The following is a 16,291-nucleotide window of genomic DNA, read 5'->3' as shown; positions in this document are numbered from 1 at the left end:
CTCCTTGGTGAACCTGTGGTGATGAGACATTCAGATGCAACGAGTCTAACAGAGCTCCTGCAACCCGCGACACAGAGAGTTTGACAGCGTGTTTCATTACGGTATTATGGCCGCCGCAAAACGAGCTGGAAGCGTGGCCGAGTGGTTTAAGGCAACGGTCTTGAAAACCGTCGATGGGCAACTATCCTAGAGTTCGAATCTCTACGCTTCCGCCATATTCAAAGCCCTGATTATTCAGGGCTTTTTGCGTTTTTGGAGGGCGGAAAACCTGACGCTGGAACGGCCAATTTCCCCGCAGCGTTTCGATGGTGTACCGCACCACTGCAGTGAAAAGGATTTCATCGGGTGGTTATCACGATCTCTCAGGCGCGCCAGTAAACAGCCGGCGTGATCCGCTTCTCGGTGTGGCCGCGTAGCTTGCTAGCGTTCGCCAAGGCCTCAGTCTCACTCGTTGCCCTTGGTCGATTGTTGCGGCGTTCGCCCAAGCATCAGGCGACCCTCCTAGGCGTTCACGTCCACAACCAACCGGCCACGAATCTTCCCGTCCATCAGGTCCGAGGCGGCGGCAATCGCGCTCTCCAGGCTGATTTCTTTGATCATCAATGACAGTGCGTCGAGGTTCAACTGATCGGAGAGCTTTTCCCAAGCCTCCACGCGTCGCTCAAATGGCTGAGTGACGCTGTTGATACCAAGCAGGCTTACCCCTCGGAGAATGAACGGTGCGACGGTTGCCGGGAAATCCATCCCCTGAGCCAATCCGCATGCAGCCACCAATCCTTCAGACATCGTGCTTGCGCACGCATTGGCCAGCGTATGGCTGCCGACCGAATCGATCACGGCTGCCCATTTTTCTTTTGCCAATGGACGCCCCGGAGCTGAAAGCTCGGTCCGGTCAATGATGGTGGTTGCCCCCAGGCTTTTCAGATAGGCGTCCTCGCTAGCTTTGCCGGTTGCGGCAGTGACGTTATACCCGGCACCCGCCAGAAGGCTGATGGCGAAGCTACCGACGCCGCCTGTGGCGCCTGTGACCAGCACCGGCCCATGTGCGGGTGTCAACCCATGGCGCTCAAGGGCCATCAGGCACAGCATGGCGGTGTATCCAGCGGTACCGACGGCCATCGCTTGGCGTTCGTTCAGGCGATCAGGGAGAGGAATCAGCCAGTCACCGTTCACTCTCGCCTTTTGTGCAAGTCCGCCCCAATGGCTTTCACCCACCCCCCAACCATTGAGCAATACGCGATCGCCCGGCTGGTACCGCGGATCGTCACTCGCTTCGACAGTGCCCGCGAGGTCGATGCCCGGCACCATCGGAAACTGCCGAACGACTGGCCCCTTGCCGGTGATTGCGAGTGCGTCCTTGTAGTTCAAGGTGCTGTAGGCCACGTTCACCGTCACGTTCCCGGTGGGTAGCTGATCATCCTGCAGCTCGGCGAGTCGGGCCGAATACGTGTCTTCCCGCTTCTCGATGACAATGGCTTTGAACATTGCTTATCCTCGTTTAGACCGGTTGTCTTTAAATGGTTCGATCGAAATCACCGAGTGATTCCCGTCAGAAAACCTTGGAAAAAAATCTCCAGGGGGCGGACATGCTGCGTCAGTCGTGCCCGAAGCACGGCACCCTCCCAGCCAACCCAGAAATAGGCCGCGAGGGCTTTGCAGTCATGCTCGCAAGACACTTCGCCCAGCTTGACCGCTTCCTCCAGGCAGGCAGACAAGCGTTGCTCCCAGTCCTGCAGGGTCCGTTCCAGTTGTTCACGGAAGCTGTCGGGCAGCACCAATACCTCCTGGCCAAGGTTACCTACCAGGCAGCCCCTTCTGAACTGGTACTTGGCCATCCCGACCTTCGCTTCTTCGACGAAGTTGGAAAGTCTTCGCAGCGGTGACACGCTCAGGTCGCTGAAACAGCGATCGAGTTTTCGAGCGAAGTAGTCGGCATAGCGCTGCAGCACCGCCTGGCCGAATGCTTCTTTGCTGTCGAAGTAGTGATAGAACGAGCCTTTGGGCACCTGCACGCGTTTGAGCACGGTGTCGATGCCGGTAGCCGCAAAACCCTGTTCGGTGAGGATTTCCATGCCACAACGCAGCAGAAGCTCCAGCGTTTCGCCATGCTCACGTGCGACTTTGGGGGGGCGGCCCCTTCGAGGGATAGGTTGGGCGCTGTTCATGCGTTTTAATTTAGACTGATTGTCTCTAATGTCAACCACCGAGCAACCCGATCCCCGGGACCATCACGTTGGGATGTTCAGCCGCTTGTGCTGGAGCATGGAGGAGAGCAAACAAGTGATGGCCTTTTGAAATCGCCCGGATTTCTCTAGAATCCGCATCGCCTTCATGTGAAGCACACGTAATGATCACGCAAGGAAGTTGATATGCGATTTGTGAAATCCCTTGGCCTCGCCTTGGCAGTAGCCCTGGGGGGATGCGCCAGCTTCACCAAGGACGAAGTGGCTCCGGTGGATTTGCCTTCGATGGCGAGCTACTCGAACAAGCCGAACGTCTACGTGGACTTCGACTTTTTCCAGGGAGACCCGGACACCGCCAACGCCAATGAGGTGCCACAAGCTCGCGATATGCTCAAACCCGAGCTCAAGCGTGTTTTCAAAGAGTCAGGCCTCTTTGGCCGGGTGACCTTCGATGAATTCGAGAAGCAGCCTGGCGACTACAACCTTCGACTGAAGGTCTATAACCACGCGCCCGGCGGTGGGCAGATGGTGCTCGCTTTCATCAGTGGTTTCACGTTCACCCTCATCCCGGCACTGGCAACGGATCAGTACACCATGAGCCTGGAAACCCTGGATGACCGAGGCCAGTCTCTGGGCAAGAGTACCAACCATGATGCGGTCAATACCTGGATGGGAATCTGGTTCCTTCCGCTGGTGGGTAACACGCCGAAAGCCGCGGTCACCGACACCTTCAACCGGCAGGTCAATGGACTGCTGAAGAATTGGCTCGACAGCAACCGCACTAAATACTCCGCTGTCCAGGCATATACCCCGCGCAGCTGAGCCCATGGAAAAAGAGCCGCGATGGCGGCTCTCTTTCGTTGATCACTTCAATGCCTGGATGAACTGCGGGTCGCTATACAGGTGCTTGAGCAAGTCTTTGAGCATAGGATTGTAATTGTTCGCCGCGGCGGGGATGGCGATCGGTCCGAAGAAGCTGCTATTCCAGTCATGCTCCACCTGTTTGGTGGTTTCGTACAGTACGTCATTACCTTTGCGCACGGTGAATCGAGCAGCGAGCTCACCATGGCCGTTGGCTACACCGGAGTTGAGTTGACTCTTGATCAATTGAATCTGCAGTTGCCGATCCGCGCGAGGATCAAGCAGTCCGGCATGGCGGAGTTCGTCATTGATCGCGGCTTGGACATGCAGGGGGACGCTCCCTTCAGGGGAGGATATCGGGTTCAGGCGTACCATCAACGACCCTTGTCCGGCGTCGGCTTTCACCTGGGCCTGTTGCACAGGCTGCAGTGGGGCATTTTGCTTGAGCTGTTGGACGTTTTGATAATTTGGCTCATAACGGGCCATGGTCACACCGCAGCCCTGCAAAAACACAGCGCACAGCGGGAGGGTCAGGTAAAACTTCTTCACGGCAGGTCCTTGCGTGAGATGTGGAAAGCAGGATTATCGACAGGTGGCCATATGCCATCAAGTGGCCGGCTTATAAATCGCCAGAGCACCCTTGACCTCGAGTTCACTTGAGGTTGCAGACTCCCGTTCTCTTTCACCTGGAGTCGTCTCATGTCCGTAAAATCGCGCCCCGCGTTCGAGCTGTCCAATCCGCCTGGCCTGTATGATCCGAGCAACAACGGCTATTCCCACGTCGCATCAGTGGCCCCTGGCGCCAGGCTGTTGTTCATCGCCGGGCAAGGTGGTGAGGACGTCGAAGGGCGTCTGCCTGCGGCGTTTTCCGACCAGGCCAGGCAGGCGCTGGCTAACCTGGACACTGCGCTTCGATCACAAGGATCGAGCTTGAAACAGGTGTTCAAGTTGACCTTGTTGATTGTCGATCATGATGAGCATCGCCTACACGATTGGGTGACGGAAGCGAACCGGGTCTGGCGGGAAGGGCATCCGGTCTGCACTCTGATTCCGGTGCCTCGGCTGGCATTGGATGGAATGCTTGTGGAGATCGATGCGGTGGCTGCGTGTAGCTAAAGGGCCCATCCAGTCAGCGAAGGCGATGACTGTTCGCTTTATGAGCGGCGAGTCGCTTGGCCCGTATGATCTTAACCCGTTACGCCGCCTGACGAATTGCCCATAAAAGTTTTACGCAGAATTTACTCGAATTTGAATGGGCGCATCCGATACTGCGCAGTGCTAATTCGGAGCGCTCCTGTGATGTCCCTGGCAGCAATTCGGCTTATCGGCTTCATCTTGGGTATTTTTCTGGTCACACTGGCCGTAAGCATGGCCATTCCGATGATCACACTGGTGGTCTATGAGCGTAGCGACGATCTCTCGGCTTTCCTCAGGTCGAGTTTGGTTACCCTCATTTGTGGTCTTCTTTTGATCATACGGGGGCGCCCAGACACTGCTCATCTTCGCCCCAGGGACATGTACCTGCTGACTACCGGAAGCTGGGTAGTGGTATGTACTTTCGCAGCGCTACCAATGGTGTTCATCAGCGATATTAGCTACACCGACGCATTCTTTGAGACGATGTCCGGCATCACGACCACTGGTTCGACGGTCCTCACGGGCCTGGATAGTTCGTCGCCCGGCTTGCTGATCTGGCGCTCCATGCTGCATTGGTTGGGTGGCATCGGATTCATCGGCATGGCGGTGGCGGTCCTTCCCATGTTGCGAGTGGGTGGCATGCGTCTGTTCCAGACAGAGTCCTCGGACTGGTCGGATAAAGTGACGCCACGCTCCCATGTGGCCGCCAAATATATTCTGTTGCTCTATCTCGGGCTGACGAGCATCGGCGCGTTGGCGCTCTGGCTCGCTGGAATGACGCCATTTGAGGCGGTCAACCATGCGATGTCGCTAATCTCCACTGGAGGATTTTCAACTTCGGACGCCTCCCTTGGCCACTGGGTGCAACCAGCGATCCATTGGGTGGCGGTCGTCATCATGATTCTGGGCAGCCTGCCATTCACTTTGTACGTCACGACATTGCGGGGCAATCGGCGCGCGCTGCTCAAGGATCACCAGGTGCGCGGATTCCTTGGTTTCTTGTTGGTTACGTCGCTGGCTGTGGGTACCTGGCTGTATTTTCACAGCGACTACAGATGGTGGGATGCATTTCGTATCGTGGCAGTGAATGTGACCTCGGTCGTGACGACCACCGGCGTTGCGGTTGGCGACTACACCTTATGGGGAAGCTTCGCAGTCTTGCTGTTCTTTTATTTGACGTTCGTCGGTGGCTGCTCCGGTTCAACGGCAGGCGGTCTCAAGATCTTCCGGTTTCAGGTTGCAGCGGCTCTGCTGCTCAGCAACTTGAAGCAGTTGATTCATCCTCGAGCCGTGATTCAGAAAAAGTACAATGGCCATCCTATCGACGAAGAGATCGTGCGCTCACTTTTGACCTTTTCGTTTTTCTTCACCATCACGATTGCCGTCATCGCGCTGGGCTTGTCGCTCATTGGCCTTGATTGGACAACGGCGTTGAGCGGTGCCGCTACGGCGGTATGTAACGTCGGGCCAGGACTGGGCACCATCATTGGACCGGCAGGCAACTTCTCGTCGCTACCGGATGCCGCCAAATGGTTACTGACCGTTGGAATGCTTCTGGGCAGGTTGGAAATCCTGAGTGTATTGGTACTTGTAGCTCCAGTTTTCTGGAGATATTGAGCTGCGTGCCGAGCGTGGCATGGCGGTTCACACCACGTCTGGCGTGACGGCACTGTAAAGGTATTGAAAAGGTCGTAGTGGCCAGCTACCGGCCCATCTTTGCGCCCTCTAGAATCGCGGCGCTGCCCCCTGTACCCCTGGTGGCAGCGTCTTTGCCTTTTGGAGCGTTTTGATGAAGTTCAATCAAATTGTCCGCGCAGCTCTCGTAGCCGCCCTCGTTTCCACGCTTTCGGGCTGCTGGATGTTCATGCCCCCGGGCGGCGGCGGTGGGCATGGCGGTGGGCATGGTGGCCCTGGCGGATTCGGCATGGGTGGCGGGCCTGGCGGCGGTCCTCGCTAAGGCCAGTCAGTACCGCAATTGCCATTTGCCCTGTCAGGATGCAACAGGGCAAGTGGCGCGCAGAATCTGCACAGTCCTTTCAACCTCGCACCAAGTGCACCGCCAACCCGGCAAGCGCACAGGCCATCAGCACCTGAATCACGCCCCGCTTGAAGCGGAACAGGGCCACCGCCGCGGCCACGGCAATCAAAGCCGATGGCCAGTCCAAGGCCCCTGCCAACCCTTGCGGCCAGAGCACGTGGTAGCCGAAGAACAGCGCCAGATTGAGGATCACGCCGACGACGGCCGCGGTGATTGCCGTCAGCGGTGCCGTGAATTTCAGTTCGTTATGGGTCGATTCCACCAACGGGCCGCCGGCAAGTATGAACAGGAACGACGGCAGGAAAGTGAACCAGGTCACCAGGCAAGCCGCCACCGCACCGGCCAGAAAGGCCTGATCGGCGCCAAACATCGGCTGCACGTAGCCTCCCACGAAGCCGACGAAGGCGACCACCATGATCAGTGGTCCTGGCGTGGTCTCACCCAGGGCAAGGCCATCGATCATCTGCGTTGGGGTCAGCCAACCGTAGTGGCTCACCGCACCTTGGTACACATAGGGTAAAACCGCATAGGCCCCACCAAAAGTCAGTAGGGCAGCCTTGGTGAAGAACCAGCCCATCTGCGTCAGGGAACCTTGCCACCCGAACAGCGCGCTGAGCACAGCCATGGGTAGCCCCCACAGGGCTGCGCCGAGGGCGATCAGCATGGCCAGGCGTGACCAGCGAAACCGAGCATGCTCAGGGGGCGGGGTGTCGTCGTCGATCAGCGCGGGGCCGGCTGATGCGCTGGCTTTGCCGTGGCCGCCAGCGTGGCTGAATCGCTGTGGTGCCAGTCGCCCGCCGAAGTAACCGACGATTGCCGCACCGAGCACGATCAGCGGGAAGGGGAGGTTGAAGGCGAAAATGGCGACGAACGAGGCCGCCGCGATCGCCCAAAGCCAGCTGTTTTTCAACGTGCGCGAGCCAATGCGGTGAGCGGCCTGGACGACGATGGCGGTGACGGCGGGTTTTATCCCGTAGAACACCCCGGCCACGATGGGCACTTCACCGAAGGCGAGATAGACCCAGGACAGTCCAATCAGGATGAACAGCGAGGGAAGGACGAACAGCACCCCGGCAATTACGCCGCCCCAACTACGGTGCATCAGCCAACCCAGGTAGGTGGCCAATTGTTGCGCCTCCGGGCCGGGCAGCAGCATGCAGTAGTTCAGGGCGTGCAGGAAACGGCGTTCGGAAATCCAGCGACGGCGCTCCACCAGTTCCTGGTGCATGATCGAAATCTGTCCCGCTGGGCCACCAAAACTGATTAAGCCCAACTTCAGCCAGAAGGCCAGGGCTTGCCAGAGGCTCACTTGCGGGGCGGGGTGTTGAGCGTTATGCGCATCGGATTGCGTCACGTCGAGGATTCCCCTTGTCGAGTTTGGACGGCCGCCCGCGATCTTACCTGAAGGACGATGATCTCATCAGGCCACGCCATGCGCTCCGCCTTGGTGCGCGCGAACGTCACTGCACCGATTCGATGCGCGCCGGTGTGCGCAGCAAACCCTTCAGCCCGTGGCGTTGTCGCTGCAATGGCCCCTCGGTGGTTCGTTGGAGCAAATCAGTTAGCAAGCTCACGAGTTGGCGCGCTAATTGCTGTCGCTTCGCCACTATCATGTCGCGGATGGGGATATAAATGTCGCTTGCAAGCAATTCCATGGCGTTGTCCGCTAGCGAAAAACGCTGGTTACCCTGGTTCGGCAAGACCGGAAAGCTCTCCATGGGTTGGGCCTGCCGGCTCAACAGGACGAGCTACCCAGTGATCGAGCAGACCTTCGAAGCCATCGCCCAAACCCGTGTGCGTTTGTTGCAGAGTTGGGCGCGCGAGCAGTGGGATCACCTGGCGGAACTGGCCGAGCGGGTGGACGGCGATCTTGCCCAGCTCGACCGGGCAGCGTTGGTCGACAAGCTCGGTCAGGCCGAAGACTTTTCCGAACTGTTCGTTGTCGATCGCCACGGTTCCGTCATCGCATCGACCTGGGCGCAGCGCGGTAGCTCGCAGCTGGAGCGCACGGACGCCCTGGCGCAGGGTTTGAAGGGCGCTTTCCTGCATGGGCCCTACAGCGATCCGCTGACGTTGCAGATCGGCCCCTCGTCGTCCCGCTTCCATGATGCCGTGACATTGATGTTCTACCAGCCGCTGATAGTGGCCGGCAAAACCCTTGGCTGCCTCTGCGGTCGTGTGCCCAACGATGTGCTGGGTGATCTTATCCAGCGTGAAGCCGGGCACATTTTCACCGAGTCGGGCGACAACTACCTGTTCATGGCGCAGTCGTGTTTCGACCCGAGCATAGAGCCAGGTACGGCGCTGTCCCGTTCGCGTTTCGAGGACGGCACCTTCACCCATGGCGAGAACCTCAAGAGCGGCGTGCACACGCCCTGGTCCACGGTGCGCATCGAGCGCCACACCGAGCTGGAACTGCGCTTTACCGACCCTGCGACCCAGCAACTGCACCCCGGTGTGCGCGAAACCATCCGCTGCGGCTCCAACCTCTTCGTGACGTACCCAGGGTACTCGGATTACCGCCATATTCCGGTGGTGGGCAAAGGCATTACGTTCCAGTTGCCAGGCTCACCGGATCGTTGGGGCATGATGTGCGAAGCCGACCTGGAGGAGGTCTACCGCCGACGCTCTCTCACCCATGGGTTGATGAAACCCTACATCGCCACCATGGCCGGGTTGTTTGGCTGCAATGTGTTGGTCCAGCACTACGCCGGGCTGTCGCAGGGCATGCAGGACGTGGTCATGCTGGCCAGCCTTTTGTGCGCCGCTGCGCTTTTCCGCACCCTGGGGCCAAAGCGTCTGGCCGCACGGTTGAGCGGCATGACCGAGGTGTTGAGAGCCATCGCCGAGGGTGAAGGCAACTTGCGCCAGCGGCTGGATATTACCGCCATGGCCAATGATGAAACCGGTGACATGGGGCGCTGGATCAACAGTTTCATCGACCGGCTCGACTCGGTGGTGGGCCAGGTGGTGAAGGCCAGTCGCAATGTCGGTTCGACCAACCAGATGATGCTTGGGCGTAGCCAGCAAGCCGGGCTGACTTCCGGCGAGGTGGCCGAAGCCGTGCACCAGATGATGCTCATCGTCGAAGACCAATTAGGCGAAATCCAGCAAGCCTCTGCCAGTGCCGAGCAGATGAAACAGGCCATGGATGAAGTGGTCAGCCGCGCCCGTGAGCAGTTCGCCTCCGTACAGCAGGGCACCCAGTCGATTCGCGACGTGGTGCAGCGCTCGTCGTCGAGCGTGCAGTTGCTCGACAATCGCATGACTCAGATCGGCAACATCACCGGGTTGATCAGCGAAATCACCAGCCAGACCAACCTGCTGGCGCTCAATGCAGCCATTGAGGCGGCGCGTGCCGGTGAGCATGGGCGCGGTTTCGCCGTGGTGGCCGATGAAGTGCGTGGCCTGGCGGCGCGCACCTCGCGAGCAGCGGAGGATATTCGCCAGCAGATCGAAGGCTTGCAGTCTGAGACTCAAAAGGCGGTCAGTTTGATGGAGGAGGGCGTCAAGGACGTGGATGACAGCTTGCGTCTGGCTGAAGATGCCTCGTCGGAGAACGTCCAGTTGCACCAGGCGGTGGAAGGCATGTTCACCATTATCCAGCAGCTCAATGCACGCAGCCTGGCGTGTGGCAAGACCATCGAGAAAGTCGACCAGTGCTCGGCAGAAATGCGTCAGACGGTGGTGGTGCTGCAGAGCAGTGCGGAAACCGTGAAGGTCAATGCCAACAAGCTGCAGAAGCTGGTGGGGCAGTTCGAGGTGACCGGTAAGCACGGGCGGGCGGCTGCTTGAAGCGCAGCCAGGTGCTTGTTCAAGTTAGGCTTTCGAGCTGGCGGGAGAAGTAGCGTCCCCGCCGACTCGCTTTCAGGGATGGACCAGCCCTCACTGCAAGGTCGGCGGCTTCATGGCCTTGGGTAGATTGCCGATCACTGCTTCGATCCTGGCTATTTGCTCCGCCAACTCCGCTGCTTTCTGGTCGTCGCCCTGCGCCCGCAGGCGATCACGCTCCCGGCGCAGATTCAGTAGGTTCTTTTGCAGTGCCAGGGCAGATGAGTTGAACGGTTCCATGTTTCTCTCGTGCTGAAGGCATCCGTGCCGTTGTAGGAAAACTGGACCGTAACAGCTCAATCTTTCGGATGAAACTGAGGTTTCATACAGGCTTGCGACGAGAGCTAGAAAATTCCTACTGCTCACCGGTAATGCATCCTACAAACCTGGCGCGAGTCTTTTTCTATTTATGTGCGCAAGAAGGCCGACCGGCGCCGGTCTCTGCTGGATTTTCGGGCGTTTGGGCCGGGCGGCGCTTTTGGCGGGGAGAAGGAGCCTTGCCCGCGAAAGACGAAATGTTATGTAGCAATTCGTCCCGAGGTGAAGCGGGTGCAGTGGCTGGGAGCAGGTGTACGGCGCGGTCAAATCAACGGCGGCGCGCCATCTGATCTGGTTTTTTTCGACGAACCTGAATCTGTAACCGTATCAGTCAAAGTCCGACAATGCTCTTCGTCCCGACAACACACTGTAGAGGTTCCGATGGGTAAGCTTGCGCTGTTTCTGGGTGGTTTTCTGCTTCTGACCATTCTGGTAGGCATCTTGGGGACCATTCCGCCAAGCTGACCTGCTTTCACCCACGGCCCATCGCCTTGCGCAGATGGGCCACCCTGGCTTGCGGTGGTATCGCCACCTTCCCAGCACGGGGAAATCTGTCCACAAAAAACGTGGGTAGGTCTGTGGATAAAGTGCTGTAAGCCAAGCTGGCGGCGGCCTCTGTTAAATTGAGCAGATTTTGAACAGCCCTTACCGGGGCGCCCCCGCAACCGATTTACCTGCATGGCGCAAGGCCTTCAGCAGGTCACGAACCCGAGCGGGTAATTCGCCTGCAGCGTACAGGGCGTGCATTTGCGGGTCCTGCCCGGTGCTGGAAGTCAGCCGATAATGCGGGCACACCCGCACCAGCCGCCCGGTCTTGACCTGAGGTTCCCCGACCCAGTCCGCCAGCCGGGCTATGCCGGCACCCGCCAGGGTTCTGTGAAGCACTGCATCACCTGAGTCCAGGCGCAGGCGTGGATGCGTCCGTAGGCTGGTGATCTGGCCGTCGCGACAGAAGTGCCAGGCTTTGAGGATGCGCGGGGCGGTGTGCAGGACGAGCGAGTGGCTGGACAGGTCTTCGAGGCTCTGTGGCGTGCCGGCGCGCGCCAAATACGCCGGGCTGGCGTAGAGGTGGCGGCGGTAGGACCATAAGGGATAACCGATCAGTTCGCTGGATTGGGGAAACGCACCGCGCACCACGAAATCGAACTTGCCCACCACCGGGTCTAGCGCTTCATCGCTGTATTGCACGTCCAGGGTGACTTGTGGGTGCTTGGCCGAGAACGTCGCCAGTACGTCTGGCAGCACGTGTTCGGCCAGTAGTTTTGGCACGGCGAGGCGTATCCATCCCTGGGCGGTACCGCTAAGCGCCGCCAACTCGTCGGCGGCATCACGTTGCACATCCAGCAAGCGCTCGGCATGGGGCAACAGTCGCTCACCGGCCTCGGTGAGGGTCACGACATTGGCATTGCGGTTCAGCAGTTTGCTCCCTGCGTTGTCCTCCAGCGTCTGTACCGCCCGCGTTACCGCGCTCGGCGAGCGGCCCAGGGCGCGTGCGGCGGCGACGAAGCTGCGCTTGTGCGCAACGCTGACGAATGCCTGGATTTCCCTGAGCATGTCCAGTGCCATGGCAGTGACCTCATTGCAGTTTTCGCAATATGGCATTTCACCACAAGTGCCGCGCTTTGATTAGCCTTGCAGCGTGCCCCCACTGCCTGGAACCGCGTGATGATGGATATTGCTGTGCTTTCTGTGTTCGCTTTTGCCGCCGGACTGATCGATGCCGCAGTGGGGGGGGGTGGGCTGATCCAGATTCCGGCCTTGTTCAATGTGCTGCCCACGGCACAACCGGCTGCGCTGTTGGGCAGCAACAAACTGGCGTCGGTGTGCGGCACAGCCTTCGCCGCGCGCTCGTTCATTCGCAAGGTGACCCTGGACTGGGGGCTCATCGTGCCGGCGGCGTTGAGTGCTTTCGTCATGTCGTTCGCCGGTGCCGCCACGGTGTCGCTGGTACCGCCCAGCGTCATGCGTCCGGCGGTGCTGGTGCTGATCGTGCTGATGGCGATCTACACGTTCCTCAAGAAGGACTTCGGCACCCTGCACAAGCCCGCACGCATCGGTCGCAAGGAGCAATGCCTGGCGGTGCTGATCGGGGGAGCGATCGGTTTCTACGATGGGCTGTTCGGGCCGGGTACAGGCAGCTTCCTGATCTTCCTGTTCATCCGTTTCTTCGCATTGGATTTTTTGCATGCCTCGGCGTCGGCCAAGGTGGTTAACATCGCCACCAACCTCGCTGCGCTGGTGTTCTTCGTGCCCTCGGGCAATGTGCTATACGCCATTGCCCTGCCCATGGCGGCGTGCAATATCCTGGGGGCGCTGACCGGCACCTGGCTGGCGGTGCGCAAAGGGGTGTCCTTCGTGCGCGGGCTATTCCTGATCTTGCTGTGCGTGCTGATCGCTAAGTTGTCCTGGGACTTGTTGGCGGCCTGATTCAGCCCTGATCGCGCAGCGGCTCGGCCTGTTCGACGCGGTTGCGACCATGGGCCTTGGCCCGGTACAGCGCCAGATCGGCGCGGGCCAGCAGTTCGTCGAGGCTAGGGGCGGGTGCGTCTGCGGCGCAGCCGTCCAGGCCGATGCTGACAGTGATCTGCAAGCGTACATCGGCCTTCACCACATGCAGGTCCTGCACGGCGCGACGCAGACGCTCGGCGGTGAAGCGTGCGCGATCCGGGGCCAGGCCTGGGACAATGACCACGAACTCTTCACCGCCCATGCGCGCCAGCAGTTCGCCTTCGTGCAGTTGGTCCTGCAGGGTGCGAGCGAACTGGCGTAGCACTTCGTCTCCCACCCCGTGACCATGCCTGTCGTTGATCGACTTGAAATGGTCGATGTCGAGCATCATCAGCGTCAGTGGCAACGCCTGGGCATGTTGTTGGCGTCCTTCGAGCAAGGCGTTGGCGCGGCGGGTGAAGGCGCTGCGGGTAAGTACGCCGGTGAGGTGGTCGATGGTAGCCTGATGCGCAAGGCGAGCGAGCAGGCTGCGATTGGCCTGGCTGACGCAGGCCACCACTAGCGGTCCGAGTACCAGCATGGCGATACCCAGGCGCGCCGACATCAGGGTGGTCACCCCCAGTTCGCTCTGCGGCAGGCTGAAATGCATGAGGTTTTGTGCCACGGCGACGATCAGTGTGCTGCCAGCGGTGAGCGCTAGCAGGGACACCAAAAAGGGCGAGTAGGTCCAGGCACACCACAGCAGCGCCGCGATTGGAAACGCGATGGCCCCCGGCCCACCGAAGCCAATGCTCAGGGCCAGGGAGGCGAGCAGCACCAGCAAGGGTGCCAGGCGAATGGCGTGGGTGCGGCTTCGGGGCAACGCCCGCGCGGAAGGCGCGGTAAGCAGCACCGGCAGCACCAGGATGCTGGTAGAGAACTGCTCGCTGAACCAGGCCAGCCACGTCGAGCGCAACGATTGCTCGAACCACGGCGTGGCCATGGCCGATGCCATGCTGGCTGCCACCACGGCACCGGCCGCGCAGGCGCCGAACAGGCACAGCACGCCGTGCGGTGTGCGCATGCGCCAGTGCACGCGAGGCAGGCGGGAAAGCAATCGCCAGACTGTCACCACCACGCCAAGGTTGCACAAGTTGAACCATAGCGCCGGCGTCCAGGCACTGCCACTGGCAATGTCTGCCGTGACCATGGCCACCCAGATCAGGGCAAAGCCGACCAGGTTGGCCTGGCGTGGGTTACGCAGCAGCACGCCCGCCAGAACCGCATTGACCGGCCAGAACAGCGACAGCGATTCGATGGGCCGGGCCAGGATTCCACCCAACGTAAGGGCAAAGGTCAGGCAGAACAGAGCGGCATAGGGCAACAAGCGCGAATGGGCTGGATAAACCATGAGCTCGACCGGCAAGCAGGAACGGAATCCAGGACAACGGCTGCAAGCACCTGGGGCAATAACGTATCAGTGTGTTTCGGGAGGGTCGTTGATGTCAATCTGCCGCGATCCTGGGGGATGATGCCAGATTGACTTCATTCTCCTCCTGATCGCGTCACAGTCCGAAGAACCACGGCACCATCACCACGGTTACCAGCATCACCAGCACGGTGAATGGCACACCAACTTTCACGAAGTCGCTGAACCGGTACTGACCCGGGCCCAGTACCAGGGTATTGACCGGGGACGACACTGGCGTCATGAACGCCGCCGATGCGGCCAAGGCCACGGTCATGGCGAACGGGTAGGGTGACATGTCCAGTTGGCTGGCGGTGCTGATGGCCACTGGCGCCATCAGGACTGCCGTAGCGGTGTTGGAAATGAATAGGCCGATCAGCGCGGTGACGGCGAACAGGCAGGCGAGAATGGCCATGGGACCGGCGCCTCCCAGCACGTTGACCAACCCCCCAACGGCCAGATCTATGCCACCGGTTTTCTGCAGGGCCTGGGCGAATGGCAGCATGCCGACGATCAGCACCAGGCTTTGCCAATGGATGGCACGGTAGGCACTGTTCATGTCGATGCAGCGGCCCGCGCCCATCAAAAGGCAACCGATCAGGGCGGCAATGACGTTGGGCACGACGCCGCTGACCATCAACCCGACCATCACGGCCAGGCTGATCAGGGCATAAGGCGCACGGGAGCGGGCTGGGGCCACTTGGTCGATTTCCGCGGGCAGGCTGAGCACCAGGAAGTCGCGTGGCTGGCTTTGCAACTGGCGCACGGCCTTCCAGGGCCCAACCACCAGCAAGGTGTCGCCAAGGCGCAGTTTTTCCTCCACCAACTGTTCTTCGATGGCCGCTTGCTCACGCCGCAGACCCACCACGTTCAGGTCATAGCGCGAACGGAAGGCCAGTTCCAGGATGCTCTGGCCGATCAGTTGCGAACCCGGTGGCAAGGAAACTTCGGCCATGCCGATTTCCTGGGACTGGTCGATGAAATAGGCCGCCTTGAAATGCAAGGGTTCCAGTTGCATGGTCTGGCACAGGCTGCGCAAGTCGTCGCGGTTGGCGAACAGATCGAGCAGCAGCACATCGCCTTGGTGCAGGACGGTGCCGGAATCGGCAGAGAACACCCGGGTGGTGAACTTGTGCTGGCGTTCGATGCCGATCACGTTGGCGCCGTGCCGGGTCCGCAGTTCCAGCTCGCCCAGGGTGTGGCCAATCAGCGGGGAGTGGGGGCGGATGCGCAGGCGCCGTTCGCGACCGTTGAGTTTGTAGTCCAGCACGAGGTCAAGCAGGGTACGACGGCTTTCCACCCGGCCATCCTTGCGAACTTCGCCGTTGAGCCAGTGACGTGTAAGCAGCATGTAGCCGATGCCGAGCACCAGCACGACCAAGCCGAATGGGGTGAAACTGAAGAAGCTGAACCCCTGCTCGCCAGCGCGCACCAGTTCGCTGTGTACCACCACGTTGGGCGGTGTGGCGACCAGGCTGAGCATGCCGCTGATCAGGCCCGCGAAGCTCAGAGGCATCATCAGGCGGCTGGGCGACAGCTTCTGGCGCGCGGCGATGCTCAGCACCACCGGGATGAAGATCGCCACCACCCCGGTCGAGCTCATCACCGAACCCAAACCGGCCACTGCCACCATCAGTAGCACCAGCAGGCGGGTTTCGCTGTTTCCGGCCCGTTCGCTCATCCATTCACCGATGCGCAGGGCGATGCCAGTGCGTACCAAGCCCTCGCCAATGACGAACAGGGCGGCGATCAGCACCACGTTGGGGTCACTGAAACCGGCCAAGGCCTGTTCCACCGTGAGGATGCCCGAAAGCGGCAAGGCAAGAATCACCATCAGGGCCACCACGTCCATGCGTGGGCGGTTGACGACGAAAAGAATGATGACGAGGGCCAGCAGGCCGAGGACCCAGAGCAGCTCTTGGTTCATGGGGAGAGGGCGTTCCTTCACACAAAGGGGGCACGTAAGACAGTAGCAGTCAGTGTGCCAGCCGCAGAGGAAGGGGTGTTGATGTGCTGCAGGGTTTTGCG

At 60.2% G+C, this 16,291-nt stretch carries 14 protein-coding genes and 1 tRNA gene; 6 read left to right on the top strand and 9 right to left on the bottom strand.

The window, feature by feature from the left end; translation table 11 throughout:
* Window positions 1-127 precede the first annotated feature (127 nt).
* A tRNA-Ser gene (locus H620_RS0124260) sits at window positions 128-215 on the top strand.
* Between the two features lie 286 nt (window positions 216-501).
* On the opposite strand, the gene acuI is transcribed toward H620_RS0124260, so the two are convergent.
* Together acuI and acuR are read right to left on the bottom strand one after the other, a co-directional pair.
* Window positions 502-1,485, bottom strand: coding sequence for an acrylyl-CoA reductase (NADPH) (acuI, locus tag H620_RS0124255; protein ID WP_027908191.1), 984 nt, complete (start codon window positions 1,483-1,485; stop codon window positions 502-504).
* Window positions 1,486-1,532: 47 nt separating this feature from the next.
* Complete coding sequence (acuR, locus tag H620_RS0124250; protein ID WP_440137991.1) at window positions 1,533-2,165, bottom strand: acrylate utilization transcriptional regulator AcuR; 633 nt, start codon at window positions 2,163-2,165, stop codon at window positions 1,533-1,535.
* A gap of 204 nt (window positions 2,166-2,369) precedes the next feature.
* Between acuR and H620_RS0124245 the strand changes: the two genes are divergently transcribed.
* Window positions 2,370-3,005 carry a hypothetical protein gene (locus H620_RS0124245; protein WP_027908190.1) on the top strand — a complete coding sequence of 212 codons (636 nt, stop codon included), beginning with the start codon at window positions 2,370-2,372 and terminating at the stop codon, window positions 3,003-3,005.
* 42 nt (window positions 3,006-3,047) lie between these two features.
* Here H620_RS0124245 and H620_RS0124240 read toward each other — a convergent pair whose 3' ends face one another.
* Window positions 3,048-3,593, bottom strand: coding sequence for a hypothetical protein (locus H620_RS0124240; protein WP_023381308.1), 546 nt, complete (start codon window positions 3,591-3,593; stop codon window positions 3,048-3,050).
* 150 nt (window positions 3,594-3,743) lie between these two features.
* Between H620_RS0124240 and H620_RS0124235 the strand changes: the two genes are divergently transcribed.
* Both H620_RS0124235 and H620_RS0124230 read left to right on the top strand, forming a co-directional pair.
* Window positions 3,744-4,160, top strand: a complete 417-nt coding sequence (locus H620_RS0124235) for a RidA family protein (RefSeq protein WP_023381307.1) — start codon at window positions 3,744-3,746, stop codon at window positions 4,158-4,160.
* A 183-nt stretch (window positions 4,161-4,343) separates the two neighbouring features.
* Window positions 4,344-5,798, top strand: coding sequence for a TrkH family potassium uptake protein (locus H620_RS0124230; RefSeq protein ID WP_027908189.1), 1,455 nt, complete (start codon window positions 4,344-4,346; stop codon window positions 5,796-5,798).
* Between the two features lie 419 nt (window positions 5,799-6,217).
* On the opposite strand, the gene chrA is transcribed toward H620_RS0124230, so the two are convergent.
* Window positions 6,218-7,573, bottom strand: coding sequence for a chromate efflux transporter (gene chrA / locus H620_RS0124225; RefSeq protein ID WP_425311467.1), 1,356 nt, complete (start codon window positions 7,571-7,573; stop codon window positions 6,218-6,220).
* Window positions 7,574-7,679: 106 nt separating this feature from the next.
* A complete protein-coding gene (locus tag H620_RS27055; protein ID WP_148299920.1) occupies window positions 7,680-7,874 on the bottom strand; it encodes a hypothetical protein in 195 nt (64 codons plus the stop codon).
* Here H620_RS27055 and H620_RS0124220 point away from each other — a divergent pair.
* Window positions 7,852-10,014, top strand: coding sequence for a methyl-accepting chemotaxis protein (locus H620_RS0124220; protein WP_027908187.1), 2,163 nt, complete (start codon window positions 7,852-7,854; stop codon window positions 10,012-10,014). The two genes, H620_RS27055 and H620_RS0124220, sit on opposite strands and share 23 nt — an antisense overlap.
* A 90-nt stretch (window positions 10,015-10,104) precedes the next feature.
* Here the strand turns inward: H620_RS0124220 and H620_RS0124215 are convergent, their stop codons facing one another.
* Together H620_RS0124215 and H620_RS0124205 are read right to left on the bottom strand one after the other, a co-directional pair.
* Window positions 10,105-10,290, bottom strand: coding sequence for a hypothetical protein (locus H620_RS0124215; protein ID WP_023381302.1), 186 nt, complete (start codon window positions 10,288-10,290; stop codon window positions 10,105-10,107).
* Window positions 10,291-11,013: 723 nt separating this feature from the next.
* Entirely contained in the window at window positions 11,014-11,934 is a 921-nt protein-coding gene (locus tag H620_RS0124205; protein WP_027908186.1) for a LysR substrate-binding domain-containing protein, read from the bottom strand.
* A gap of 99 nt (window positions 11,935-12,033) precedes the next feature.
* On the opposite strand from H620_RS0124205, the gene H620_RS0124200 reads away from it, so the two are divergent.
* On the top strand, window positions 12,034-12,795 hold the full coding sequence (locus H620_RS0124200) for a sulfite exporter TauE/SafE family protein (RefSeq protein WP_023381300.1): 762 nt from the start codon (window positions 12,034-12,036) through the stop codon (window positions 12,793-12,795).
* 1 nt (window position 12,796) lies between these two features.
* On the opposite strand, the gene H620_RS0124195 is transcribed toward H620_RS0124200, so the two are convergent.
* Together H620_RS0124195 and H620_RS0124190 are read right to left on the bottom strand one after the other, a co-directional pair.
* On the bottom strand, window positions 12,797-14,221 hold the full coding sequence (locus H620_RS0124195; RefSeq protein ID WP_027908185.1) for a GGDEF domain-containing protein: 1,425 nt from the start codon (window positions 14,219-14,221) through the stop codon (window positions 12,797-12,799).
* Between the two features lie 139 nt (window positions 14,222-14,360).
* Complete coding sequence (locus tag H620_RS0124190) at window positions 14,361-16,190, bottom strand: SLC13 family permease (protein WP_027908184.1); 1,830 nt, start codon at window positions 16,188-16,190, stop codon at window positions 14,361-14,363.
* Window positions 16,191-16,291 lie beyond the last annotated feature (101 nt).

Source organism: Pseudomonas taiwanensis DSM 21245 (assembly GCF_000425785.1).
Lineage (GTDB): Bacteria > Pseudomonadota > Gammaproteobacteria > Pseudomonadales > Pseudomonadaceae > Aquipseudomonas > Aquipseudomonas taiwanensis.
The sequence above is the reverse complement of the archived record's forward strand: the minus strand, read 5'-3'. Positions and strand labels throughout refer to the sequence as shown.

What these genes read in the sequence shown, in the direction of transcription:
- H620_RS0124245 (WP_027908190.1), top strand. Translation starts at nt 2,370, where the DNA reads ATGCGATTTGTGAAATCCCTTGGCCTCGCCTTGGCAGTAGCCCTGGGG.
- H620_RS0124215 (WP_023381302.1), bottom strand. Translation starts at nt 10,290, where the DNA reads ATGGAACCGTTCAACTCATCTGCCCTGGCACTGCAAAAGAACCTACTG.
- acuI (WP_027908191.1), bottom strand. Translation starts at nt 1,485, where the DNA reads ATGTTCAAAGCCATTGTCATCGAGAAGCGGGAAGACACGTATTCGGCC.
- H620_RS0124200 (WP_023381300.1), top strand. Translation starts at nt 12,034, where the DNA reads ATGATGGATATTGCTGTGCTTTCTGTGTTCGCTTTTGCCGCCGGACTG.
- H620_RS0124220 (WP_027908187.1), top strand. Translation starts at nt 7,852, where the DNA reads ATGTCGCTTGCAAGCAATTCCATGGCGTTGTCCGCTAGCGAAAAACGC.
- acuR (WP_440137991.1), bottom strand. Translation starts at nt 2,165, where the DNA reads ATGAACAGCGCCCAACCTATCCCTCGAAGGGGCCGCCCCCCCAAAGTC.
- H620_RS0124205 (WP_027908186.1), bottom strand. Translation starts at nt 11,934, where the DNA reads ATGGCACTGGACATGCTCAGGGAAATCCAGGCATTCGTCAGCGTTGCG.
- H620_RS27055 (WP_148299920.1), bottom strand. Translation starts at nt 7,874, where the DNA reads ATGGAATTGCTTGCAAGCGACATTTATATCCCCATCCGCGACATGATA.
- H620_RS0124190 (WP_027908184.1), bottom strand. Translation starts at nt 16,190, where the DNA reads ATGAACCAAGAGCTGCTCTGGGTCCTCGGCCTGCTGGCCCTCGTCATC.
- H620_RS0124230 (WP_027908189.1), top strand. Translation starts at nt 4,344, where the DNA reads ATGTCCCTGGCAGCAATTCGGCTTATCGGCTTCATCTTGGGTATTTTT.
- H620_RS0124235 (WP_023381307.1), top strand. Translation starts at nt 3,744, where the DNA reads ATGTCCGTAAAATCGCGCCCCGCGTTCGAGCTGTCCAATCCGCCTGGC.